This is a genomic window from Mycobacterium sp. pUA109 (assembly GCF_041287095.1).
Taxonomy (GTDB): domain Bacteria; phylum Actinomycetota; class Actinomycetes; order Mycobacteriales; family Mycobacteriaceae; genus Mycobacterium.
This window is the reverse complement of sequence record NZ_JBGGKS010000028.1, coordinates 20788-44746: the sequence shown is the minus strand read 5'-3', so window position 1 is coordinate 44746 and position 23959 is coordinate 20788. Positions and strand designations below refer to the sequence as shown.

The 23959-nt window shown below is 68.1% G+C and carries 26 protein-coding genes; 10 read left to right on the top strand and 16 right to left on the bottom strand.

Annotation, left to right across the window (positions count from 1 at the left end; genetic code table 11):
• Positions 1–42 precede the first annotated feature (42 nt).
• The 5 genes from ACAG26_RS24825 (at position 43) to ACAG26_RS24805 (ending at position 3139) form a co-directional block, all read left to right on the top strand.
• Positions 43–648 (top strand): TetR/AcrR family transcriptional regulator, encoded by a 606-nt coding sequence (locus tag ACAG26_RS24825; protein ID WP_370485737.1) that lies wholly within the window; start codon positions 43–45, stop codon positions 646–648.
• Positions 649–656: 8 nt separating this feature from the next.
• On the top strand, positions 657–1160 hold the full coding sequence (locus ACAG26_RS24820) for a hypothetical protein (protein ID WP_370485760.1): 504 nt from the start codon (positions 657–659) through the stop codon (positions 1158–1160).
• A gap of 186 nt (positions 1161–1346) precedes the next feature.
• On the top strand, positions 1347–2636 hold the full coding sequence (locus ACAG26_RS24815) for a cytochrome P450 (protein WP_370485759.1): 1290 nt from the start codon (positions 1347–1349) through the stop codon (positions 2634–2636).
• A complete protein-coding gene (locus ACAG26_RS24810) occupies positions 2633–2821 on the top strand; it encodes a ferredoxin (protein WP_370485736.1) in 189 nt (62 codons plus the stop codon). The genes ACAG26_RS24815 and ACAG26_RS24810 overlap by 4 nt, the downstream gene beginning before the upstream one ends.
• A gap of 21 nt (positions 2822–2842) precedes the next feature.
• A complete protein-coding gene (locus ACAG26_RS24805) occupies positions 2843–3139 on the top strand; it encodes a DUF1330 domain-containing protein (protein WP_370485735.1) in 297 nt (98 codons plus the stop codon).
• Between the two features lie 183 nt (positions 3140–3322).
• Here the strand turns inward: ACAG26_RS24805 and ACAG26_RS24800 are convergent, their stop codons facing one another.
• The 8 genes from ACAG26_RS24800 to ACAG26_RS24765 form a co-directional block, all read right to left on the bottom strand.
• A complete protein-coding gene (locus ACAG26_RS24800) occupies positions 3323–3514 on the bottom strand; it encodes a ferredoxin (RefSeq protein ID WP_370485734.1) in 192 nt (63 codons plus the stop codon).
• Between the two features lie 49 nt (positions 3515–3563).
• The gene (locus tag ACAG26_RS24795; protein ID WP_370485733.1) at positions 3564–4766 is read right to left on the bottom strand and encodes a cytochrome P450; all 1203 of its coding nucleotides are present in this window, start codon (positions 4764–4766) and stop codon (positions 3564–3566) included.
• A 125-nt stretch (positions 4767–4891) separates the two neighbouring features.
• On the bottom strand, positions 4892–5683 hold the full coding sequence (locus ACAG26_RS24790; protein WP_370485732.1) for an NAD(P)-dependent oxidoreductase: 792 nt from the start codon (positions 5681–5683) through the stop codon (positions 4892–4894).
• Positions 5680–6498: an NAD(P)-dependent oxidoreductase gene (locus tag ACAG26_RS24785; protein ID WP_370485731.1), complete on the bottom strand. Its 819-nt coding sequence runs from the start codon at positions 6496–6498 to the stop codon at positions 5680–5682. The genes ACAG26_RS24790 and ACAG26_RS24785 overlap by 4 nt, the downstream gene beginning before the upstream one ends.
• Positions 6498–7379: an alpha/beta hydrolase gene (locus ACAG26_RS24780; protein WP_370485730.1), complete on the bottom strand. Its 882-nt coding sequence runs from the start codon at positions 7377–7379 to the stop codon at positions 6498–6500. The genes ACAG26_RS24785 and ACAG26_RS24780 overlap by 1 nt, the downstream gene beginning before the upstream one ends.
• On the bottom strand, positions 7376–9031 hold the full coding sequence (locus ACAG26_RS24775) for an OB-fold domain-containing protein (protein WP_370485729.1): 1656 nt from the start codon (positions 9029–9031) through the stop codon (positions 7376–7378). Before ACAG26_RS24775 ends, ACAG26_RS24780 begins: the two co-directional genes overlap by 4 nt.
• Complete coding sequence (locus ACAG26_RS24770; protein ID WP_370485728.1) at positions 9028–9240, bottom strand: ferredoxin; 213 nt, start codon at positions 9238–9240, stop codon at positions 9028–9030. Before ACAG26_RS24770 ends, ACAG26_RS24775 begins: the two co-directional genes overlap by 4 nt.
• Entirely contained in the window at positions 9237–10532 is a 1296-nt protein-coding gene (locus tag ACAG26_RS24765) for an NADH-ubiquinone oxidoreductase-F iron-sulfur binding region domain-containing protein (protein WP_370485727.1), read from the bottom strand. The genes ACAG26_RS24770 and ACAG26_RS24765 overlap by 4 nt, the downstream gene beginning before the upstream one ends.
• A gap of 50 nt (positions 10533–10582) precedes the next feature.
• Here ACAG26_RS24765 and ACAG26_RS24760 point away from each other — a divergent pair, with 50 nt between their 5' ends.
• Positions 10583–11056 (top strand): hypothetical protein, encoded by a 474-nt coding sequence (locus ACAG26_RS24760; protein WP_370485726.1) that lies wholly within the window; start codon positions 10583–10585, stop codon positions 11054–11056.
• 5 nt (positions 11057–11061) lie between these two features.
• Here ACAG26_RS24760 and ACAG26_RS24755 read toward each other — a convergent pair whose 3' ends face one another.
• From ACAG26_RS24755 to ACAG26_RS24740, 4 genes are read right to left on the bottom strand one after another with little or no spacing between them, the layout of a single operon-like run.
• Positions 11062–11928 carry an alpha/beta fold hydrolase gene (locus ACAG26_RS24755; protein WP_370485725.1) on the bottom strand — a complete coding sequence of 289 codons (867 nt, stop codon included), beginning with the start codon at positions 11926–11928 and terminating at the stop codon, positions 11062–11064.
• 15 nt (positions 11929–11943) lie between these two features.
• On the bottom strand, positions 11944–12336 hold the full coding sequence (locus tag ACAG26_RS24750; RefSeq protein ID WP_370485724.1) for a Rieske (2Fe-2S) protein: 393 nt from the start codon (positions 12334–12336) through the stop codon (positions 11944–11946).
• On the bottom strand, positions 12337–13479 hold the full coding sequence (locus ACAG26_RS24745) for an amidohydrolase family protein (RefSeq protein WP_370485723.1): 1143 nt from the start codon (positions 13477–13479) through the stop codon (positions 12337–12339).
• A 28-nt stretch (positions 13480–13507) separates the two neighbouring features.
• Positions 13508–14596 carry an amidohydrolase family protein gene (locus ACAG26_RS24740; protein ID WP_370485722.1) on the bottom strand — a complete coding sequence of 363 codons (1089 nt, stop codon included), beginning with the start codon at positions 14594–14596 and terminating at the stop codon, positions 13508–13510.
• Positions 14597–14859: 263 nt separating this feature from the next.
• Between ACAG26_RS24740 and ACAG26_RS24735 the strand changes: the two genes are divergently transcribed.
• Both ACAG26_RS24735 and ACAG26_RS24730 read left to right on the top strand, forming a co-directional pair.
• Positions 14860–15861, top strand: a complete 1002-nt coding sequence (locus ACAG26_RS24735) for an acyl-CoA dehydrogenase family protein (RefSeq protein ID WP_370485758.1) — start codon at positions 14860–14862, stop codon at positions 15859–15861.
• A complete protein-coding gene (locus ACAG26_RS24730; RefSeq protein ID WP_370485721.1) occupies positions 15845–17020 on the top strand; it encodes an acyl-CoA dehydrogenase family protein in 1176 nt (391 codons plus the stop codon). Before ACAG26_RS24735 ends, ACAG26_RS24730 begins: the two co-directional genes overlap by 17 nt.
• 748 nt (positions 17021–17768) lie before the next feature.
• Here the strand turns inward: ACAG26_RS24730 and ACAG26_RS24725 are convergent.
• The 4 genes from ACAG26_RS24725 to ACAG26_RS24710 all read right to left on the bottom strand — a co-directional run bounded on the left by ACAG26_RS24725 (position 17769) and on the right by ACAG26_RS24710 (position 20996).
• Positions 17769–19130 carry a cytochrome P450 gene (locus ACAG26_RS24725; protein WP_370485720.1) on the bottom strand — a complete coding sequence of 454 codons (1362 nt, stop codon included), beginning with the start codon at positions 19128–19130 and terminating at the stop codon, positions 17769–17771.
• A complete protein-coding gene (locus ACAG26_RS24720) occupies positions 19127–19330 on the bottom strand; it encodes a ferredoxin (RefSeq protein WP_370485719.1) in 204 nt (67 codons plus the stop codon). The genes ACAG26_RS24725 and ACAG26_RS24720 overlap by 4 nt, the downstream gene beginning before the upstream one ends.
• Before the next feature lie 67 nt (positions 19331–19397).
• On the bottom strand, positions 19398–20258 hold the full coding sequence (locus ACAG26_RS24715) for a mycofactocin-coupled SDR family oxidoreductase (RefSeq protein ID WP_370485718.1): 861 nt from the start codon (positions 20256–20258) through the stop codon (positions 19398–19400).
• A 36-nt stretch (positions 20259–20294) separates the two neighbouring features.
• A complete protein-coding gene (locus ACAG26_RS24710; RefSeq protein WP_370485717.1) occupies positions 20295–20996 on the bottom strand; it encodes an SDR family NAD(P)-dependent oxidoreductase in 702 nt (233 codons plus the stop codon).
• A gap of 241 nt (positions 20997–21237) precedes the next feature.
• Between ACAG26_RS24710 and ACAG26_RS24705 the strand changes: the two genes are divergently transcribed.
• Both ACAG26_RS24705 and ACAG26_RS24700 read left to right on the top strand, forming a co-directional pair.
• Positions 21238–22752: an aldehyde dehydrogenase family protein gene (locus ACAG26_RS24705; protein ID WP_370485716.1), complete on the top strand. Its 1515-nt coding sequence runs from the start codon at positions 21238–21240 to the stop codon at positions 22750–22752.
• On the top strand, positions 22749–23954 hold the full coding sequence (locus tag ACAG26_RS24700) for a CaiB/BaiF CoA transferase family protein (protein ID WP_370485715.1): 1206 nt from the start codon (positions 22749–22751) through the stop codon (positions 23952–23954). The genes ACAG26_RS24705 and ACAG26_RS24700 overlap by 4 nt, the downstream gene beginning before the upstream one ends.
• The last annotated feature ends 5 nt before the right edge of the window (positions 23955–23959 follow it).

The window sequence follows — 23959 nt, the reverse complement described above, 5'->3', positions numbered from 1 at the left end:
ACCTACTGTGTGTTCAGTAGGTTTGTTGGACGAAGGAGTCCGGTGCCCGATACCCGCCCGTATGCCACGCTGTTGGCCAAAGGCGAAGACCGCAAGCAGCGGATCTTGGAGGCCGCCCAACGGCTACTGACCCGCAACGGCTGGCGCGCCACCTCACTGGCCCAGATCGCCGGCGAGGCCGGGGTCACCCCGGCGGGCCTGCTGCATCATTTCGAATCCAAAGAGCAACTCCTGCATGCGGTGCTCGACGCCCGCGACGCCGACGACGACGCCCACGCCGATCGCACCGGCGACCTGATCGAGCAGATCGCCCGCACCGCCGAGCGCATGCACCGGTCACCGGTGCTGGCCGGCACCTTCGCGGTGCTGCTGGTCGAAAGCATCCTGCCCGACGCACCGCTGCACGATCGCATGCTGGCCCGCTATCGGGCCTCGGTCGACATCGTCGCCGACGGCATCCGGCGCGGTCAGCGCGAAGGGCGCTACCGCACCGACCTGGACCCGGCCGTCAAGGCCGTAGAAATCATCGCCTTCGTCAACGGAATGGAAACCACATGGCTGCTGGATCCTTCAATACCCCTGGCCGACGTGTTCAAGGAGTACGCCGCGTCGCTCACTCGCGACTTCGTGCCGCCCAGTCCGACGTAGAGCCCGATCTGCGGTATCGGCTGGACGTGGTGTCGTCCAGCGTCGCCGACGCCGTCCGGTTCGCCGGCGGCTGGTTGTTCGACCGGGTGATGGCCGGATGGGACGTCACCGTGCTGGTCGGTGACCCGCTCAACGATCGGCCGCTGCAGGTCTTGGGCACCCGCACCCTCGATTTGGAGACGGCGCTGCGATCGATGGGCGCCCGCCCACAGCCGCAGAGCCTGGCGGTGGCCGCCGACCTGTTCGGGTCCGACCCCCGGGTCCGCGACGGTGTGCTCGACGCGCTGGACCACGGCGCCACCGAGGTCACGCTGTGGGGCGCCACCGAGTCGGCGGAGCTGGACGGCAGCGTCGACGCGGTGCACCATCGGCTCAGCGGTGCCGCGCGCGTGTTCAAGGCGCAGGCACTGGCGGCCGTCGCGCCGGGGGCATCGGTGGCGCCGATCGAGACGTTCCGCAGCGCGATGATGCTGCGCCGCTCGGTCGCCGCCGACCTCACCCCGGCCAGCTGAGCGGGGTCCGCGCCCCACGCTGACCCGAGCGCGACGGTGGTTCGCGCCGTTCGGATCTCCCGCACGCTCGGCGTGCCCGGACGCCGCTGTTGACGTTCCCCTACCCGTATGAAAACCTATTGATCAATAATGAGAGTGACATTCTCTTTGTTGAGATCCAGATACCCGTCGAAGGGAGCGACCTAGATCGTGGATGACGTGGATGCGATCGATTTCTTCCGGGACGACGCGGTGGTCGCCGATCCCTACCCGTACTTCGAGGCGCTGCGCCAGCGCTGCCCGGTGTCGCGCGAGCCCCACCACGGGGTGACCATGGTGACGGGCTGGGAAGAAGCCTGCGAGGTGGCCGGGAACGCCGACGTGTTTTCCTCGTGCATCTCGGTGACCGGTCCGTTCCCCGGCTTCCCGGTTCCGCTGGAGGGCTTGGACGGTGCGGCCGTCACCGAGCTGATCGAGCAACACCGCGCCGAGCTGCCGTTCAGCGACCAGCTGCCCACGCTCGACCCGCCCACCCACACCGACCACCGCGCGCTGCTGATGCGGTTGATCACCCCCAAACGCCTCAAGGAGAACGAGGACGCGATGTGGGTGCTCGCCGACCGGGTGCTCGACGATTTTCTGGCGCCGGGGGAGGGCGAATTCATCAAGGGTTTCGCCGGTCCGTTCACCCTGCTGGTGATCGCCGACCTGCTCGGGATCCCCGAAGAGGATCGCGACGAGTTCGTCAAAGGCATCCACCGCAACGCCGGTGGCGGGGTCGGCAGCACCGGTGAGGAAGGCTTGGCGCACAGCCCGTTGGAGTTCCTGTACGGGACCTTCGCCGACTACATCGCCGACCGTCGCACCAACCCCCGCGACGACGTGCTCAGCGGTCTGGCGGCCGCCACGTTCCCGGACGGCTCCACCCCGGATGTCACCGACGTGGCCCGGGTGGCCACCAACGTGTTCTCGGCTGGGCAGGAAACCACGGTGCGGCTGCTCGGTGCGGCGCTGCAGGTCATCGGGGAGCGCCCGGACATCCAGCAGCGGTTGCGCGACGACCGCAGCCTGATCCCGAACTTCATCGAGGAGGCGCTGCGCATCGAGAGCCCGGTCAAAGGTGACTTCCGGCTGTCCCGGGTGCCGGTCACCGTGGGCGGGGTCGACCTGCCCGCCGGCACCACGGTGATGGTGGTCAACGCGGCCGCCAACCGGGACCCGCGCCGGTTCGAGAATCCGGACACCTTCGACCCGGCTCGCAAGAACGCCCGCCAGCACATCACCTTCGGGCGCGGCATCCACAGCTGCCCCGGCGCGCCGTTGGCGCGGGCCGAAACCCGGGTGGCGATCGAGCGGCTGCTGGACCGCACCACCGACATCAGGATCTCCGAGCGGTCGCACGGTCCGGCCGATGACCGTCGCTACCAATATGTTCCGACCTACATCCTGCGCGGGCTGACCGAACTGAACCTGGAGTTCGTGGAGAGCACCCGATGAAGGCCTCGGTCGACCCGGACCGCTGCCGCGGACACGGCATTTGCACCACGATCTGCTCGGAGGTGTTCGCCATCAACGAGGACGGGTATTCCGAGGTGCTCCTGCCGGAGATCCCCGCCGAGCTGCACGACGCCGTGCGCGACGCGGTCAAACAGTGCCCCGAGCAAGCCATCGAGACGAGTTAGTCCACCAGATAAGGAGTTTCAGTGCCAAAGGGATATGTCATCCTCACCGAAGCCATCAAGGACCCGGAGGGTATGAAGGCCTACGCGCAGGCGGCGGGCTCGGCGATGGCCGGTGCGAGCATTCTCGCGGTGGACACCGCGCCGAAGGTCATCGAAGGCAGCTGGCACGGCGACCAGACCGTCGTGCTGGAGTTCGAATCGGTCGACGCCGCCCGGACCTGGTACGAATCCGAGGGCTACCAGAAGGCAGCGAAGCTGCGGCAGGCCGCCGCGGACTGCAACGCGGTAATCCTGTCCGGGTTTCCGGGATCGTCGTAGCCGGGTCGCATTCCCAACACCGAAAGTGCGTTCCCGCAGGAGTCCTCTCGAACTTCTCCTGCGTGAGCGCACTTTCGCTGCTTGGCCGGGGGATTTTCCGGTCAGCGTGCGCAGTTGTACGCCCACAGGCGAAAACCTGGCATTCTGCGCACGCTCGCGGGCCTCGCGGGCCAAGAAACCCGCCTACTCCTCGATCGACAGCGCCTGGCGGGGGCATTGCCGCACCGCCTCGCGCACGTCGTGCTCGGTTTCCGAGGTGATCTCGGGCTGCAGGATGGTCAGCTCGTCATCATCGTTGAGTTCGAAGACCTCGGGGTTGATCCCCATACAGACCCCGTTGGCCTCGCACAGGCCATAATCGACAACAACTTTCATCAGCGCCGCTCCTTCGCATCGCTGCGCTTTGCCTGGTCGCCAGCCCGGGTCATCCCAGCACCTTCACCGGCACATTGCTCCAGCCGGCCACATTCTGCATGTGGACGCGTTGCAACCCGTCCCAGTCCACCTCGTAGCGCGGCATGAACTCGACCAACTTCTCCAACGCGATTCGGCTTTCCATCCGGGCCAGCGCCGCGCCCAGACAACTGTGGATGCCGTAGCCGAGACCCAGGTGCTGCGCCTCGGTCTGGTCGCGGTTGATGTCGAAGGCATCGGCGTCGGTGAACGCTTCGGGATCCCGGTTGGCCGCGGCGCCGATCAAAAACACCGCCTTGCCGGGCGGAATTGTGCCGCCACTGACCTGCGCCTCCTTCAGGGTGTAGCGGACGTTGTATTGCACGGGGCCTTCGTAGCGAAGCAGTTCTTCGACCGCGGCCGGGACCTTGCTGGGGTCGTCGACCAGTTGTTGCCACTGGTCGGGATGGCGGGCGAACAGCACCGCCGCCGTGCCGACCAGCTTGGTCACCGTCTCGGCGCCGGCGCCGCCCAGGAGCGTTGCGAAGCCGGTGATTTCGATGTCGTCGAGGCGGCGCATCTGACCGTCGTCGCCGGGGATCTCGGCGGCGATCAGCCTGCTGATCATGTCGTCCTGCGGGTTGGCGCGCCGTTCCTGGATCAGGCCGTAGTAGTAGGTCGCGGTTTCGATGGTGGCCTTCATACCGGCCTCGTCCATTTCCGGTTGCCCCGGTTCGCGATGCAGCGAGTCGTCGATCCAGTGCCGCACCTGCTGCCGGTACTCCTCGGGCACCCCGGCCATCCGGGTGATGACTTCCACCGGGAACGGTCCGGAGAAGTCCTGCACCACGTCGAACCGGTCCGGATCGGCTGCGCCGAGGAACCTCTCGATCTGCTCGACCACGGTCTCCCGCTGGGCTTGGATCGCGCGCGGGGTGAACGCCTTGTTGAGCAGGCTGCGCATATGCCGGTGGTCGGGCGGATCCATGAAGATGATCGACTTCTGCGGCGCCTGACCCGAGCGCACCATGGACAGGTCGCAGCCGCGGGCCGAGGAGTAGGTCTCGAAGTCCTTGAACGCGGCCGCGACATCCACGTGCCGGGTCAGCGCGTAAAAGTCCTCGGCCTCGTTGTAGTACAGCGGCGCTTCCTCACGCATCCGTCGGTAGATGTCGAACGGATTAGTGAAATATTCCTCCGAGAACGGATCGAATACGAGCTTCGGTTTAGTCACTTGGGATCCTCCTCAGCGGCGCGGCGCGGGCTGGTAACTACCGACCGGACATGGGACCGTAGACCCAACTGTAAGGGATACCGGGCGGTTCTGGAAGGAGAATTCGACCGCAGCGGGTGCGCGTTTCACGCGGTGGTGGCGGCGTTGATCGCGTCATCCAGAACACCGAGGTCACCGCCCAGGTCGGCGGCGATCGCCCGCACCACCGCCACGTCCTTGCCGATGAAATCGCCGACCGCCTCGACAAAGGACGCCACCGAGCCGCGCCCGGCCACCACACCGGTGACCCGGGAGGCGCCGCTGCCGTGCACCAGCGCCTCCAGCAGCGTCGACTCGGCCACCCCGAGGCGTTCACCGAGCCGACTGGCCTCCGACAGCAGGCCGATCTGCGCGGCGAACAGCGCGTTGTTGACGAGTTTGACCCGCTGCCCGGCCCCGGTCGGGCCGACGTGGCACACCGGGTCGCCGTAGCAGCCCAACACCGGTGCAACGGTCGCCAACGCCCGATCGGAGCCGCCGGCGAACAGCGTCAGCCGGCCTGCGGCCGCGTCGTGCGGGCCGCCGCTGACCGGGGCGTCGACGACGTCGACGGGACCGGCGGCCGCGGCGATGGCGTCCATCGTGCGCGGGCTGGCGGTGGTGTGCACCACCAGCACCGATCCCGGTCGCATCGCGGTCAGCAGACCGCTGTGCAGGCACACCTCGGCCACCTGCTCGTCGGTGAACACGCACACCACCACCACGTCGGCGCCGGTGGCCACGCCGGCCAGCTCCGCGGTGGGCTGCGCGCCCAACACGGCGATGTCATCGCGCTTTTCGGCGCTGCGCCCCAACGCCCGCACCACGTGTCCGGCGTCGATCAGGCGGGCGACCATCGGGCGTCCCATCCGCCCCGCGCCGACGAAGCCGACGTTCATCGCGGGTGTTTCATCAACGCCAGCGCGGCGTCGGCGGCGTCTAACACCGCGCCCGGTGCGGCCGCGGCCCGGTCGGCCAGGTCGGCCACCAACCGGACATCCTTTTGCAGCAGCGCGCCGGCGAGCCCGGCCAGCCGGTCCAGGGTGCCGCCCGAGCCCTGGATGCTGTTCAGCGCGAAGCTGTTTGCGCTGCCGCGGGACACCACCTCGGCGAGCCGCTCGGCGGAGACCCCGAGGGCTTCGCCGAGCGCCAGCGCCGTCGCGGCGGTGCCCAGGTTGGCGGTGAACAACAGATTGTTGAGCAACTTGGTGACCTGCCCGGAGCCGAGTCCGCCCAAGTGCACGACGGGATCGGCGTAGGTCTCGAACACCGGACGGCAGCGCTCCACGACGTCGTCGTCGCCGCCGACCATCACCAGCAGCCGCCCCGCGGCGGCCGCCGGGCCACCGCCGCTGACCGGGGCGTCGAGCACCGAAACGTTATGCGCGGCTGCGGTTTCCGCCAGCTGGCGGCAGGTGTTGGGGTGCACCGTGCTGTGCACGGCGATGACACCGCCGACGGCCAGGCCGGCCAGCACCCCGTTGTCGCCGGTGACCACCTCCTCGACATCGGCGTCGCCCACCACGCACAGACAGACCAGATCACTGGCTGCGGCGAGTTCGGCCGGTGAACCGGCGACCTTGGCGGCGGTGTCGGCGAACGGTTCGACCGACGCGGGCCGCCGCGCCCACAGCGTCGTCGGGTGGCCCGCCTCGACGATCCGGCGCGCCATGGGCCCGCCCTGACTGCCCAGTCCGATGAATCCAACCCGCATCAACCGGCCTCCAAATCCGCATCGGGGGTGGTGCTGGCCACCACTTCTTCGACGAATGACAACACCGACAGGTGGTATGCCGCCGCGGTCCAGCCGAGGCTGAGATTGTGTCCGGCGTCGGACTGCTCGTTGACCGCGAACCGGGGCGCGGCGGTGAACAGGGCGCGGATCTCATCCCGCGCGGCGGCATCGGATCGCCACACCTTCTCGTGCTCGGCGAAACTGAACCGCACCGGAACCCGGACCTGGCCGGCCAGCGCCGGGAAGTCGCGGCGGGGCCAGTCGGACACCATCGCGGCTTCATAGGGCGCCCCGGTGGCCGCTTTGGTGACTCCGCTCAGCACCTCGGTCGGGTACAGCCGGGCCGGCTCCCACAGCAGCTCACGCAGCCCGGCGGGCCGGTGGTCGGGGCGGGCGGTGCGCAACACCTCGGCGGCCGCCGGATGGTAGTGCAGCCCGGTGCCGGCCAGTTCCAAACCCAGCAGGTCGGTGCCGCGGTCGTCGGCGGCCATCCGCAGCGCCAGTTCGCAGCCGTTGGAATGGGCCAGCACGAACACCCCGGCGCCGCGCGGCCGATCGCCGAGCACCTTCTCAATTGCGGTGTAGGCCAGCGCCACCCGCTGTTCGGGGTTGCTCATCGCCTCCGGATACGGCGCGGAGCTGCCGTAGCCGGGCCGATCCAGCGCGATGACCGTGTAGCCCAGCGCCGCGCCGCTCCGCAGCAGGGACAGCCGGGGCTGGCCCGGGCAGTCGAAGTACGCCGACGTGGTGCCCCCGCCGTGCAGGGCGACCACTACCGCGCGCGGCTCCGCCGCGTCGGCGAGTAGCGCCGACAGCGGCACGCCGCCGGCGTTGACGACCCGCGGCTGCGGTGCGGTCATGTGTCGGTCCGCAGCAGAAGCACCCCGCTGGGCGTCAGCCCGCCGCTGCTGGCCACCGCGACCCGGGCGTCGGTGACCTGGCGCTCGCCGGCCTCACCGCGCAACTGGGTGACGGCTTCGTGGATCAGCCCCATGCCGTGGGTGCGGCCGTGGGACAGCTGTCCGCCGTGGGTGTTCAACGGCAGCACCCCGTCCCGGGCGATATTGGCCCCGCCGTCCAGGAAACTCTTGGCCTCCCCGATGCCGCAAAAGCCCAGCGCCTCAATCCAGGACAGGCAGTTGAAGGTGAACCCGTCGTAGAGTTCGGCGACGTCGACGTCGGCCGGCCGCAGCGACGTGCGCGACCACAGGTGCGCGGCCTGGCCCAGCACCTGCGGTTCGTGGGTCAGCGTGCTCTGATCCCAGTCGATGCGCTCGACGATCTGGGTGCCCACCGCCTCCACCAGCACCGGCGGCTTGGCCAGGTCGCGGGCGGCGTCGACGGCCGACACGATCACCGCCACCGCACCGTCGCAGGGCACGTCGCAGTCGTACAGCCCGAACGGGGTGGTGATCGGGCGCGCGGACAGGTAGTCGTCCATGGTCATCGGATTGCGGTAGATCGCCGTCGGATTCAGTGCGGCGTTGGCCCGTTGGTTCAACGCGATCCAGCCCAGCGTTTCCCGGGAGGTGCCGTAGCGGTGGAAATGCCGCTGCGCGTTGAGAGCCAGGGTGTGCGCCGCGGAGGTGGCCCCGAACGGCATCTGCCAGCTGGTGGTGCGGCCGCCCTGCGGGACGATCTTGCCCTGCTTCATCAGCTCGGTGTGGGTGGCCTCCCACAGGGTGCGGAAGCACAACACGTGGCGGGCCAGCCCGCCGGCCACCGCCAGCATGGCCGCGATCACCGACCCGCCCGGCCCGAAGGTCTCCATCCCGCCGTTGTGCCAGGTCGGTCGGATGCCCAGCGCCGATTCCAGCGCGGTCACCCCGCCCTCACCGAACGGGCCCGGTAGGCCGGCACCGGGATAGGTGGACAGGCCGTCGATGTCGTCGAGGCTCAGCCCGGCGTCGGCGACCGCCTGCTGGCAGGCCTGCAGGGTCAGCGACAGCGGCGGCACCATCAGCCGCCGGCCCAGCGCCGACATCCCGATGCCGGTCAGCGCCACCTTGTCTTCGAATTTGTCGGTGGACACCATCGGCCGGATGTGCGCGGCGAAATCCTCCGGCGCGATCTCGTCCTCGGGCAACGGTGCGGAGGCCGAACTTTCGGGCACCGGCCGGAACAACGGCAGCCACACGTCCTCGACGTGGTCGAAGACGACCTCGAGCTGTTGGCCCAGCTGCAGCTGGTCGGGGTCGCAGTCGACGACGTTGGTGGTCAGCCGGACGCGGGGGTCTTCGTTGATGGCGACCTGGGCCACCACGTAGGGCGCCGGCAGTCCGGGCAGGCTGAACCGGTGGTTGACGGTGAACCCAATCAGGGTGGCCCGCCCGGAGACGCCACGCACCCCCAGCTGGGTTCCGCGGCAGTACCGGCAGATCGGTTGCGGCGGGTGGATGAGCGCCGCGCAATCGCGGCATTCCTGCAGCCGCAGCGTGTCGTCGGCGCCGGCGGTCCAAAAGAACTCGTTCTCGCTGGTGATCGCGGGAAGCGGCCGTCCTGTTGCGCTCAAACCGGGTCACCGTCTTCCTTGATCTCGATGATGGCGTGCACCGGGCAGTCCAACAGCGCCCGCAGCACGTCGTGTTCGTCGGACTCGGCGACGGTGCCGTCGCCGGTCAGCGACGCGTACCCCCAGTCGTCGAGGGAGAAGTACTCGGGCGCGTGTTTGGCGCAGTAGCCGAACCCGTCGCACTGCGTGCGGTCCAGGCGGATTCTCATGACGTGGCCTCCTCGACCGCGTATGGGCGCGCTGCGGCGAAGGGCGCCGAAGCGCAAGCCGCGCAGTCATTGTCGAGATGACGGGCCACCAGCTGCGGGAACTGCGCGAGCAGGCTGGCCGCCACGTTCGCGGCGCCGTCCAGGGTGCCGCAGGCGCCGCGCCCGCGCAGCTGAACCGACCAGCGACGCAGCCGGGCGAGGTCCTCGTCGGTGGCGACCCCGTCCCGTAACGCGCCGGCCACCACCGCCATCGCCGCGGTGCCGTTGAAACACGACCCGCACTGGCCGGCGTTTTCCCGGTCGAAGTACGCCAACACCGCGGCCGCCACCGCGACCGGGCAGTCGTCGGTGAGCACGGCGATGGCCCCACAACCCAAACCGCTGCCCAGCGCGCGCACCGTTTCGTGATCCAGGGTGGCATCGAGGACGTCCCGGTTCAGCAGCCCGGCGAAGTAGCCGCCCATCAGTGCGCCCCGCACCCGGTCGGATGGCACCTGGTGCAGCGCAAGCAGTTCGGTGACCGGTGCGCCGTGCGGTACCTCGTAGAGGGCGGCCGGTCGTCCGGCGCCGGTGACGGTCGCCAGGAAGGTGCCCGGCGAGGCGGGGGTGCCCACCGAGCGGAACGCGGTCGCGCCGTGCCGGTGCACATACGGCAGATTGGCCAGCGTCTCGACATTGCTGACCACCGTCGGCAGCCCGGCGATCCCGTGCTGGTAGGGCCGCGGCGGTTTGTCGGTCGGTTTGGCCGGTCCGCCGTTGATCGCGCGCAGCGCGGCGGTCTCCTCGCCGGCGACGTAGCCGGGGGCGACGGTGAACACGGTGATGTCCAGCCCGCCCAGGGTTTCGGCGTCGAGGTGGTTCACCGCGTCCTCGACGCTGCGCGCCGCCTGCGGGTCGGAGACATACACGTAGGCGCGCTCGGCGGCCACCGTGTGCGCGGCCAGCCGCAGCCCGTCCAGCACCAGGTGCGGCCGGTTGCGCAGCAGCCAACGGTCTTTGATCGACGCCGGCTCGCCCTCTTCGCCGTTGGCGACGACGACGGTGTCACGCCCGGCGTCACGCACCGAGCGCAACTTGACCGCCAGCGGGAACGCCGCCCCGCCGCGACCCAGCAACCCGCTGCGCTCGACCTCGTCGAGAAAATCACCGGCCGCCGGCAACGGCTGGTAGCCGCCACCGGCCCGATAGCTCGAATAGTCCTCGACACCGGGCTGCTCCCGCAGCAGCCGCGGTGCGCAGCCCGGCCAGGCCGCGGTGGTGAAATCCGCGGGCGCCGCGGCGGTTGTCGTCATGGCCACCTCTTTTGGCTAGGGAGCGCACGGGTGTGGCTAAGCTCGCAGGGGTGAGAACGGCGGTGGTGCGGGTCGACGTCGACCCAACGGGTCGGCTGACCCCCGAGCAGTTGGCCACGGGCATGGCGGCGCTGCGCGACCATGCCGCAAGCCAGGGCGTCGAGGTGATCGACACCGATGTCGCGGCGATGCCGGTCGGGCGACGTCACGTGCAGCTGCTGATCGGCGGCACCAGCGCCGAGGAGGTAACCCGGGCCGGGGTCCAGCTGTGCGCCAAGGCGTTTGACACCACACCGGCGGCGGGTGTGGTCACCTACGTGAGCCGGGGCACCGACGACGACGTGCATGGGGTGCTGGCCGGGTTCGGGTTGACCGGCGACATCCGTCGCGCGCCGGGGGCGGACGGCTTCGACGTGGTGCATGTGACGTTGGCCGACGCGGACCTGCAGCGCGTCGGCGAGAGCCGCATCCACACCGCGTTGGAGGCGTCGCTGAACTGCGAGGTCCACATCCACTCCAGCTGACACCATCAGCGTCCCAGGAATTCCAGGATGGCCGGGGCGGCCTGCACCCAGGTGTCGAACATGTTGAAGTGCTTCACCTTTCCGGCCGCGCGGTCCTCGGACGCCCGCTCCCAGGCGTCCTCCGGCCACGGCGGGTCGATCAGCTGCGATCCCTTGATCAGGCAGCTGACCTCCAGCGAGGTCCGCTTGGGGTGGTCCAGATCATTCTCGCCGCCCCGGATGATCAGGGTGGGAACGGTGATGCGGTCGAACATTTCGTCGTCGACGCCGGGGATGGTCTGTCCGGGCTTGGACACGAAGGCGTTCAGCCAGCGCAGCATCACCTTGAGGAACTCGTCACCGTCGAAGTCGAGGAACCGCTGCTTGTTGTCCGGGTTCTCCTCGATGCGTTCGCGCCATTCCTGGACTTTGATCACCGCATCCATCCCGGCACCGCGCACCGCCAGAATGCTGGGCACGATGTAGTAGGAGCCGAGCACGAAGGTGCCGTAGATACCGCCGACGATGTTCCATACCACCAGCTTGGTGACCAGCTCGGGGTAGAGCATGGTCGTGAGCATGGAATCCCGTGCGCCACCGGAGCCGCCGGCCAGAATGCACGGACCGGTGTCGAGCGCGGTGAGCAGCCCGTGCAGGGTCTCGGCCCGCATATGCGATTCGGACTGCCCGTAGAACTGCACGTCGGAGGCCCCGCAGTTGGGCCGGTCCCACAGCAGCACCCGGTAGCCGCCGGCGACCAGGGCGTCGGCCAGCGGACGCAACCCGGGGATCTCCTTGGAGAACCGGCCCCCGGGGGTCAGCACGATCAGATCGCCGGACTTGCCGAGGATTTCGTAGACGACGTTGCCGCCGTTGATTTCCACAGAGGCCACCAATACTCCTGCGTGCTAGGCCTGGACCAGGACGTCGTTACCGACCACCCGGACCGGGTAGGTGCGGATACTCCACTCGGGTTTCACCGCGGTGGTGCCGGTGGCGAGTTCGAAACCCCATTGATGCCACGGACAGTAGATGTATTCCAGATCCCGCACCATCACCGCATCCCCGGGTGCGGTCTCGTCGACGACGGTGCGTCCGCGCAGCCGCCCGGAACACAGCGGACCGCCCTGGTGCGGGCAGAAGTTCGCGATGGCGTAGAAGGTTCCGTTGATGTTGTACACCCCGACACCGTGATGCCCGATCGGCACCAGTTTGTGGGTGCCGGGCGGGATTTCGTCGACGGTCGCAACGACGTGCTCGCGGCCCTGGGCCAGCCGGGGCCGTTTGGTTTCTTCGGTCATTCAGAACACCCGCACCTGACCCTCAAGGGCCGGGACCGTGTCGGGCAGGTGGTAGGTGGCCAGGCCGTTGCGGAACATCACCGCTTCGCGGGCCGCCTTGGGCAGGTGCTTGACCAGCCAGCGGGGGTCGTCGAAGGTCCAGTGCGGATAGTCCGAGGAGTACAGCAGGATCTTCTCGCACTCCATCCACTCGAACGCCCGGGTCAACTCGGTCTTGTCCTCCGGGTAGTCCAGCGGCTGGGTGGTGAACTTGATGTGGTCCTTGACGTAGTCGCTGGGTTTGCGCTTGATGTCCAGCCACGGCTTGCGCGCCTCGTAGATGGCGTCCATCCGCCACATCAGCGGCAGAATCCAGGTGAAGGCGTGCTCGACGAGCACGATTCGCAGCGTCGGGAACCGGTCGAAGACACCGTCGAACACCAGGCTCATCACCTGGTTGGCCGCCAGCAGCGAGTAGGTGACCATGAAGTCGTGGTTGTAGCTGGGCAGGCCCACCGGCGGCATCGGCAGTTCCTCGTGGTGGCTGCGGGACAGGTGGCAGCTCACGGTGATGTCGTGCTTGGTGGCCGCCGCCCAGATCGGGTCGTATTTGGGGTCACCCCAGGACGGCCGCGGCTCGGCCTTGATCAGGATCTGCGCCATGTAGGGATGGCCCGCCCACCGCTCGATCTCGGCGACCGACCCGGCGGGATCTTCGATCGCCAGGCAGATCGACCCGCGCCACCGCTGGTGCCAGTTGTTGTGGCTGTCCAGCCAGTGATTGGCCTGCCAGTCGTTGAGCGCGCACGACATCGCGTGCTGCGCTTCGGGGATCCGGGCCGGGTAGGCGGCGGGTTCTAGGACCGCGTAATCGGCGCCCGCCTCCATGATCAGCTGTTTGAACGCGAGCTCCGGGCTGCTGCCGGGGAACTCGCCGTCGGCGGGGAAGGCGTCGACGCGCATCGCGTAGGCGTGCGCATAGTCGGGGGCGTCGTAGTAGATCTGTTCGCCGACCCGGCGGGTCAGAAAGTACTTGCTGCGCCACGGCTCCGGGATGTATTGGGTCAGTTCACCGCGCCGCGGCACCGGGTGGACGTCGGAATCGACGCAGCGCACGGCGACCCGCTCGGCCGCCGGCTTGCGCTCTGTGGCTGTCACGGTCATCGTGATCTCCCTTGATCGCAACTCTTCATCAGTGTGCGCCCACCGCGGCCGGAACGTCTATGCCGTACAGCTCGCTGGCGGTGCGCCAGCACAGCTTGTCGCGCTGTTCGGCGGTGAAGGCGCGGGGCACCTGCAGCTGGTTGCACTGCCAGTGCGGATAGCTGGAGCCGAACATCACCATGTCCTGTTTGCCGGTGAACCCGAACCACTCCCCGGCGAAGTCGGTGTTCCCGGGACCGTCCAAGCTGCCCTGCACGAAATACACGTGGTCGGGCAGGTAGTCGCTGGGCATCTTGGGCGCCCACGGCGTCTGCTCCAGGTGCGGGCGGCCGAACGTGTCCATCCGCCAGATAAACGGGGTCAGCAGGTCCGCGGCGCCGTCGGCCCAGACGAACTTGAGCGCGGGCATCCGTTCGAATACCCCTTCGGCGATCATGTTCATCAGGTGGTACAGGTAGTTGCACGCCATGAAGCTGACGTACTGCTCGTAGGTGCGGGTGTTGCCCGACGGCGTCGGCGAGGCGGCGATCCCCGCGCCCACCTCGATGTGCGCGGCCACCGGCAAGTTGGCGTCGATGGCGGCCTCCCACAGCGGCCAGAACTGCGGCTTGCCGAACAGCTCGCGGGATTGCAGCGGCACCCCGATCTGCACCACCCGGGGGTGGTCTTTCCACTTGTCGATTTCCCGCAGGGCTCCGGCCATGTCATCCGGGTTGACCCGGATGGTGCCGCGGAAGCGGTCGCCGAATTCGCCGTGCTCCAGCCAACGGGACACCAAGATCTCGTTGTGCGCGGCCGCGATCGCCGAGCCCAGATGCCGGTCCGGCATGACCCCGCGGGTCATCGGGTGCAGCACTGCCACGTCGACGCCGCGCTCGCTAAACAGCTGCTGGGCAACGACATCGGGATCCGACCCCGGGTACTGCCCGTCGGGTCCGGTGGTGCCCGGCGCGTATTCGCCGCCCGGTGCGCCATACCAGTCCATCTCGTAATCGGGGAAACCGCGGCTCTTGTAGGGCTCCCGCAGGAAGCTGCGCAGGTCCTTGTTGGACTTGGCGAAGATGTGCACGCTGGCGTCGATGACCGGCGTGCGGGTGCCGTCCGGGTGTTCTCTCATTCACGCCGCCCTTCGCCGTGTCGCCGACCCACCGGGTCGCGCGTTGCAGCCTCGCCGCAGACTGCCATCCAGTGTATAGCTCTGTTCTTGGTTTGCAAGAATACTGTTCTCTTCTTGGGGTGTCCGCGACGTCGCTGGCAGCGGCGCTCCGGAGCCCGGCACGGTCCGGACGTGCCGTGGCAGCACGCTATCTCACGGCGAGATCGTTACATCCGCTAATGAGAATGTTATTCTCCTAGCGAGCCGTGAAGGAGGTGACCGCGATGCTGCTGGAGTTCGACGCCGATCAGCGACTATGGCAGGACACGGTGCGGGACGTGGTGGGCAAGCAGTGCCCGCCCTCGCTGGTGCGCAGTGTGGCTGAAGAGGGTGCTGACACGAGCCCGCTGTGGAAGGTCTACGTGGACCTGGGCTGGCTGGAGTTGAACGAGCCGGCCAACGCCGTGGAGTTGGCGATCGTGCTCGAAGAATTGGGCCGCGCCACCGACCCGACACCGCTGCTGGCCACCATGACCCAGTTCGCCCCGCTGGCCGGCGAGCACTACGAGGCCTCCGGCGAGGTCGGCACCGCCGTGTTCGGCGGGGTCGCCGCACACCGCGACGCCGACGGCTGGGTGTTGGACGGAACCGCGCTGCACGTCCTGGACGGCGACCGCGCCGACCGGTTGGCGGTGGTCACCGAATCCGGGGTGTTCCTGGTCGACGCGGCCGCGGTGGCGGCGCGGCGCAACTCGGTCTTCGACCCGACGCTGCACGTCGCCGACGTGTCATTCGCCGGGGTGCGCATCCCCGACAGCGCGCGGGTGGCGGTTGACGTCGAACGGGCCCGGCACGTTGCGCTGACCGGTATGGCGATCACCATGGTCGGCGCCTGCCAGCGGATCCTCGACCTGGCGCTGGAGCATGTGCGCAGCCGCCAGCAATTCGGGGTGCCGATCGGGTCGTTCCAGGCCGTGCAGCACAAAGCGGCGGATATGCACGTGGCCATCGAGCGGGCCCGGGCGCTGGCGTATTTTGCGGCGCTGACGATTTCCGCCGACGACCCGCGGCGGCGGATGGCCGCCGCGATGGCCAAGGCGGCCGCCGGGGAGTGCCAGTCGGTGGTGTTCCGGCACGGCTTGCAGCTGTTCGGGGCGATGGGGTTCACCTGGGAGAACGATCTGCAGTTCGCGCTCAAGCGCGCCAAGGCCGGCGAGCTGATGCTCGGCGGCGCGGCCGAACATCGCGCCATGATTGCCGAGGAACACCTTGCAGCTCACGTTTGATCCCGACGTCGAAGCCTTCCGCGCGGAGTTCATCGCCTTCCTCGACGAACACCTGCCCGCCGAGGCCGACACCCTGGAACGGCCCCGGTCGGTCTCGCACATGCCGGACTGGGCGCGCCGCTGGCAGCGGCTGCTGTTCGACAACGGCTGGCTGCTGCCCGGTAACCCGCCGGAGTTCGGCGGCCGCAACGCCACCCTGCTGCAGCAGTTTGTGCACCTGGAGGAGCTGTGCCGGCGCCGCATCTACCACAGCTTTAACCCGCAGGGCGTCAACATCATTGCGGCCTCGTTGCTGTCGTTTGGGAGCGAGGAGCAAAAGCAGCGTTGGGCGGTGCCGATCCTGCGCGCCGAGATGACGGCGTCGTTGGGCATGAGCGAGCCCAGCGCCGGCTCCGATTTGGCGTCGTTGCGGACCCGGGCGGTGCAAGAGGGCGACGAGTTCGTCGTCAACGGGCAGAAGGTCTGGACCTCGGGCGCGCACGACGCCGATGTGCTGCTCACGTTTGTCCGCACCGACCCCGACGCCCCAAAACACCGGGGCATCAGCGTGTTGCTGATCCCCACCGACACCCCCGGGGTGGTGTGCCGGCCGTTCCCCACCATCTGCGGTATCGACGACAAAGACTTCAACGAGGTGTTCTTCACCGATGTGCGGGTGCCGGCGGAGAACCTGGTCGGCCCGCTGCACGGCGGCTGGCGGGTGGCCAACGGGTCGCTGGGGCACGAGCGCACCATGATGTGGCTGGGCTTCGCCGACCGGCTGGACAACATCATCGCCGACTTCCGCCCGCACGGCGCGTTGGAGCGCGATCAGTACGCCACCGCGATCATGGACTATCAGGCGCTGCGCCTGCTCGGATCGAAGGCGTTGGCCCGGGCGGCGCGCGGCGACGAGGACGTCGCCGCGCTGTCGGTGCTCAAGCTGCTGGGTTCGGAAGCGGAGATGTTCGCCTCGCAGCACGCGCTGTCGGCCGCCGGAGTCGACGGCCTGATCCACCCGGCGATGTCGGGACCGTATGCGCCGATGAACTTAGACAGCTACTTCGCCAGCTGGTTTGAGCGGCATGCCCGCAGCTTCTCGGGCACCATCGCCGGCGGCACGTCGGAGATCCACCGCAATATCATCGCCCAACAAGTGCTGGGCCTGCCGCGCGGCTAGCCGCGTTTGCGGCGAGGCCCGCCGCGGTGGGGCCTCGCCGCGGCGGCGGCCTCACCGCCGCGAACGTGCGCAGAATGCCAGGTTTTTGGCGTGTGGGCGTGCAACTGCGCACGCTCGCGAGGCCAGGCCCCGCATGCCGTGGGCGTATTCGTGCGATTTGTGTCGTCTCGCGGTGGGAGCGGTGCACCTGGCATAGCCGGGAGGCGCTGAACGCATAGCAGTGCGAGCACGGCATAGGCGTCGACGACGGTCACGTCCGCTTGCGCCGCATGGCTGTGGCGTCATCGGCCCGAGTCGTGCGGCGGGCCCCATCGCTGCTTGGACGTCGCGGATACTTATCCGGTGAGGTCGCCAACCGGGTCCTCGGGCAGCGGGCGCATCACCAGTCGGTCGCCCAGGTCCACCACGACGACCCGGTCGGTCTGCCAACGAGCGCGAGCACCCGCAGGATCGAGACCTGGCCGTTCCTCGACACCTTCATTACGTAGCTCGGCATGCGTAGCCTCCGCTGTATAGAACGGCGACTTATTGTATGTGCCATCGGTACGACATGCCGGTTTGGGTGAAACGCCAAGGTCGGCGGCGTCGCCGAGGCTGAGTGTCCGCGAGTGGCAATCTGACGACGCAACACGCCGGCGGGGCGTCGTCAGATTCCCACTCGCGGACACATTCTCATCATCCACCGCGGGGCAAAGCTCCTGGACAGCTGCTCGCGCTGGAAGTGGTTCGCGCTGAGGGGCGAGGCGCGCTAAATGACCACAGCGTCCTTGTACTCGGTGATCGGGCGGGCGCACTGCTGCTCATCGCAGATGCGCTGCAGCTTCGCCAACGTCTCGTCCAGGCCGGGGCCCAGCCGCGGGCCCGGGGTGAAGGTCGCCGGCAGGTGCCGCATGCCCTGGATGACGCCGATGGTGTCGTAGTGCACGGTGCCCTCGGGATCGCAGCGGTAGTCCGGCATCCGGTCTAACACCGCGGTCAGCATCGCCTTGAACACCGTGCGCGCCACATTGGAGCCGACGCAGCGGTGCACGCCGATGCCGAAACTAAAGTGTCGGTTCCCCTTGCGGTCGAGGATGATTCGGTTGGGTTCGTCGAAGACCTCCGGGTCGCGGTTGGCCATTGCCCACGAGATCCACAGTCGCTCACCCTCCTTGAACTGGGTGCCTTCGACCTCGACATCCGCCGAGAGGGTGCGCCCATCACCCGGAGCGGGCGTGAAGTAGCGCAGGAATTCCTCGGTGGCGGGATTGAGCAGGGTGTCGCGCTGGCGGCTGAGCAGCTTACGCTCGTCGGGATGCTCGGACAGCCATTCCAGCGAGTGGGCGGTCAGCGCCGTGGTGGTGTCGAAACCCCCACCGATGACCAGGCCGAGGTTGCCCAAGATCTCCAGGTCGGGGGCGGGCTCACCGTCGATCCGGGCCTGCAGCAGCCCGTTGACAATCCCGGGTCGCGGATTCTCCCGGATCTCGTTCATGTGGGTGATCAGGTCGATGCCCATCTGGCGGTGCATCTCGGCGACCCGTGCTGCGTCGGGGGAGTGCTCGGGGGTGTAGACCGCGGCGTGCGTCGGCTCGCTGTAGATCGCCCACTTCTCGAGCGGGATTCCCATCATGGCCAGGGTGAGCACGGCGGGCACGATGTTGGCCAGGTCGTCGACGAAGTCGATCTGGCCGGTTTCGATCTTCTCATCGAGGCTGGCGCGAACGATCTCGTGGATGAACGGCTCCCACCGCTTGACCGCGGCCGGTGACAGGTACGGGTTGAGCACGTTGCGGTAGGTCCGGTGTTCCGGGTCGTCCATTTCCAGGATGCCACCCCGGACGTAGCTGGCCCGTTGTGCGGTGGGGATCGAAATCCCCTTGTACCCGTTGCGTTCCCCGGTGAGGTCGTGATCGTTGGACACGTGCGGACAGCGCGCCAGCTCGAAGACCTCTTTGCTGCCGGCGGCCACCCAATGCCCGTCATAGGTGTCCGTCCACGCCATCGGACACCGGGCGTGCATCTCCTCGGTGATCTTTTCGAACTGCAGCCGGTACTCCGAGGTGTGCCGATCGAAGTAGTAGCGCTGTTTTTTCCGGTCGTTGTCGGCGACGATGTCGTCAACACTCACGGTGCGTCCTCCTCGAGATTGATCGCCTGCTCCGGGCAGGACTGTGCGGCCTCGCGCACCGCCGCTTCCTGATCCGCCGGAACGACTTCGTTCACGGCCGACGAGTGGCCGTCGATGTCGTCGAGCACAAAGGACTCGGGGGCGATCATCGAGCACAGGGTGTGCCCTTGGCACCGCTCCGCGTCAACCCACACCTTCATGTGCCGCTCCTCCTCATCACTGCGTTCTGCATCGTCGCCGGCACGCCTTCATAACTGGCGCTCCTCCTCAGACGTGGTAGTCGTACCACTTCAAATAGCCACCGGCGTCGACCCGCAACTGCATCCCGGTCACATACCGGGCTTCCTCGGAGGCCAGCCACAGCACGGCGTTGGAGATGTCCTCGGGCTCGATGAACGGCACCTTCATCGCCTGCTGCACGTAGAACACCGGCTCGGCGTCGGCGCGGGTCGGGTTCTCCAGGTCCGGGCGGAACGACCGGTACATCGGTGCGCTTTGCAGCATGTCGGTGTTGCAGTTGGTCGGGTGGATGACGTTGGCCCGGATCCCGCGCACCGCCAACTCGGTGGCCAGGTCGTGCACGTACTGTGCGATCAGCCGCTTGGAGGTCATGTAGGCCATCCCGCCCGGGTCGCTGCCGGGGTTGGCCTTCTGGTGGGCGTCCATCAACGCGGCCGCCGACGAGGTGGCGATGATCGACGCCCCCTCACCCAGGTGCGGCAGCGCGACCTGGATGCCGTTGATGGTGCCGACCAGGTTGGTGTTGATGACGTCGGTCCAGGCCTGCAGCGGCGGGTTGCCCTTCATGCCGGCCACCCCGGCCTGGGCGACGACGATGTCGAGCTTGCCGAACTCGGCCAGACCGGTCTCTAGGGCGGTTTTCAGCGCCGCCGCGTCGCGCACATCGGCCTGCGCGGTGACGATGCCCTGCCCGGTCTTTTCGACCAGCTTGGCGGTCTCTTCCAAGTCCTCCGGCCGCGCCATCGGATAACCGATGGTCTCGATGTCCTGGCACAGGTCGACGGCGATGATGTCGGCACCCTCTTCGGCCAGCCGCACCGCATGGCTGCGGCCCTGACCACGCGCCGCCCCCGTGATGAATGCGACCTTCCCCGCAACGCGTCCCACAGCTGTTCCTTTCGTTAGTGCACCGTTGGTGTGTTGTCAGGTGTTGCGGCCGCCGTTGACGCCCAGGATCTGGCCGGTGATGTAGCCGGCCTCCTCGGACGCCAGGAAGGCGCACGCCGCGGCGATATCTTCCGGCTTGCCGATGCGGCGCACCGGGGTTTTCGCGATGTTGGCTTCGACGTCGCCGAGAAAGCCGCGGCTCTCGGCGGTGCGCAACATCGGGGTGTCGATGAAGCCCGGTGGTACCGCGTTGACCGTGATGCCGGCAGGCCCGTACTCCAGGGCGAGCGTCTTGGTGAGTCCGTTGACGGCCGATTTGGCGGCGACATAGTGCGCCATATAGGGGACGCCGGAGTGCGTGCTCGACGACGAGATATTGACGATGCGGCCCCAGCCGGCCTCCACCATGTCGGGCAGCACCGCCTGGATGGTGTGGAAAACCCCGTTGAGGTTGACGTCGATGACCCGCTGCCAATCCTCGAAGGTGATGTGGCTGAACTTCTTGAAACCGTCCAGCCCGGCGGCGTTGACCAAGATGGTCACCGGTCCCAGCTGCTCCCGGATGTCGGCCAACGCCAGGTCCACCGCAGCACGGTCGGTGACGTCGGCGGCAAACGACAGCTCGGCGTCGCCGGGTTTGAGGTCGATGGTGGCCACCCGGTGGCCGTCGGCGCGCAATCGGTTGGCGACGGCTTCGCCGATGCCCGAGGCGCCCCCCGTCACGACAGCTGTCCTCACGCGCGGGCCGTCTCAGTCACAAAGAATCTCCCTTCCGAATATGAGAACAGTACTCTCATAGTTGTGGTTCTGGCAAGGTTCGAGCGGAACCGCTCCCAGCTGCAGAAAAGTTGACCCAGGGGTCAATTCTCTCCCGGATGCGCAGGTCAGACGGTTTTGCGATTTGTCTTGTGTTCTCGTTGTCGGTATGTAAGATTCGCCGGAGATGAGAACGCGATTATCCAAACCGAGGGGAGACTGAATGGGTGCGCAGGGCACGGCGGCGACCATCGCAGGTGGTCAACAGCGGGCGGACGGAGCGCCCGCCGCCGAGCAAGCTGTGGACCGGCGGTTGCTGATCGATGGCCGGCTGGTCACCGCGGATGCGGTGTTCGCGTCGCTCAACCCCGCGACCGGCGAGGTGCTGGGGTACGCGCCCGACGCCGGGGTCGACGCGGCCCACGCCGCGATCACGGCGGCGCGCCGCGCGTTCGACACCACCAGTTGGTCGACCGACGTCGACCTTCGGATCCGGTGCCTCGAGCAGCTGCACCAGGCGCTGGTCGCCCAGCGTGACGAACTGGCCGCGCTGACGATCGCCGAGGTCGGTGCCACTCCGGCACTGACCCAGGGTGCCCAGCTGGACCAGCCGATCGACATCGTGCGCTTCTACGCCGAACTGCTCAAGAGCTACCCGATGACCGAGGACCTCGGAAACATCGAAAGCCGCGGCATGCAACACCACCGGTGGGTGGAAAAAGAGGCCGCCGGCGTCGTCGCGGCGATCATCGCCTACAACTACCCCAACCAGTTGGCGCTGGCCAAGCTGGCTCCGGCGCTGGCCGCCGGCTGCACGGTGGTACTCAAGGGCGCCCCGGACACCCCGCTGGTCACGTTGGCGCTCGGCGAAATCATCGCCAACCACACCGACATCCCCGCCGGGGTGGTCAACGTGCTCAGCTCCTCGGATCCGGCCGTCGGCGCCGCGCTGACCACCAGCGCCGACGTGGACATGGTCACCTTCACCGGCTCCACCCCGACCGGGCGCGCGATCATGGCCGCCGCCAGCGACACCCTCAAGCGGGTCTTTTTAGAATTGGGCGGCAAGTCGGCGGCGATCGTGCTGGACGACGCCGACTTCAACACCGCCGCCGTGTTTTCGGCGTTCTCGATGGTCACCCACGCCGGGCAGGGCTGCGCGCTGACGTCGCGGCTGTTGGTGCCCAACAGCCACCACGACGAGATCGTCGAACTGATCAAAACCAACTTCTCCCATGTGCGCTACGGCGACCCGACCGACCCCAAGACCTACATGGGCCCGCTGATCAGTGAGAAGCAGCGCGACAAGGTCGACGCCATGGTGAAACGGGCCGTCGCCGCCGGGGCCAGCTTGGTCACCGGCGGCGAGAAGGTCGACCCCGGCTACTTCTATACGCCGACGCTGCTGACCAACGTCGACCCGGACAGCGAGATCGCCCAGGAAGAAGTGTTCGGGCCGGTGCTGACGGTGATCGGCTACGACGATGACGACGACGCGGTGCGGATCGCCAACAACTCGATCTACGGGCTGTCCGGCGCCATCTTCGGCAGCCAAGACCGGGCGGTGGCGATGGCCCGGCGGATCCGGACCGGAACGTTCTCCATCAACGGTGGCAACTACTTTTCCCCCGACGCCCCGTTCGGCGGCTACAAGCAGTCCGGCATCGGCCGGGAGATGGGGGTGGCCGGGTTGGAGGAGTTCCTGGAGCGCAAGACGTTCGCGGTGGTCGCCGGATGAAGCCGCTGGACGGTATCCGCGTCCTGGAAGTCGCGATGTACGGGTTCGTCCCGTCGGCCGGTGCGGTGCTGGCCGAATGGGGCGCCGACGTCGTCAAGGTCGAGCACGCGGTGACCGGTGATCCGCAACGCGGGCTGCGGCAGACCGGCATGCTGCGGGTCGAGGGCGACCCGAACCCGAACATCGAGCACGCCAACCGCGCCAAGCGCAGCATCGGCCTGGACATGTCGGTGCCGGAGGGTCGGGAGGTGCTCTACGAGCTGGCGCGGCGCTCCGATGTGTTCCTGACGAGTTTCCTGCCCGCCCACCGGAAGAAGTTCGGCATCGACGTCGACGACATCCGGGCGGTCAACCCGTCGATCGTCTACGCCCGGGGCAGCGCCCTGGGGCCGCGCGGCGCCGAAGCCGAAAAGGGTGGCTACGACATGACCGCGTTCTGGTGTCGCGCCGGAACCGCCGCCACCATCACCCCGCCCGGCACCGACGGCATGATCGGACCGCCCGGACCGGCCTACGGCGACACCATCTCCGGCACCAACCTGGCCGGCGGGATCGCGGCGGCGCTGCTGAAACGGGAACGCACCGGCGAACCGTCGGTGGTCGACGTCTCGTTGCTGGGCAGTGGGCTGTGGGCGATGGGGCACACGGTGGCGCTGACCACGCACTTGGGTGAGCGGCTGGAAGCGCCCGCCCCGGGCGTGCACGGCTCCCCGATCAACCCGCTGGTGGGGCTGTACCCTACCTCCGATGGCCGATACATCTCGCTGGTGATGATGCAGCCGACCAAGTTCTGGGCCGACGTCTGCCGGCACATGGACCTCGACGATCTCGCCGACGACCCGCGGTTCGGCACCGCCGAAGACATCGCCGCCAACACCGCCGAGGCGGTGGAGATCCTCACCACCGCGATGGGCAAGCGCACCCTGGCCGAGTGGAGCGAACGGTTCGCGACGCTGTCCGGGCCGTGGGCGCCGGTGCAGGACACCCTGCAAGCCGCCGACGACGCCCAGATCCGCGCCAACGAATACCTGGTGCAGGCCGGCGAACTCGAACTCGTCGCCAACCCGGTGCAGTTCGACGTGGCCGCCCCGGCCACCGCGGCGGCCCCCGGCTTCGCCGAGCAGACCGAGGAGATCCTGACCGAACTCGGCCTGGACTGGGACCGCATCATCGAACTCAAAGCCGCCGGCGCGGTCACCTGAGGCAG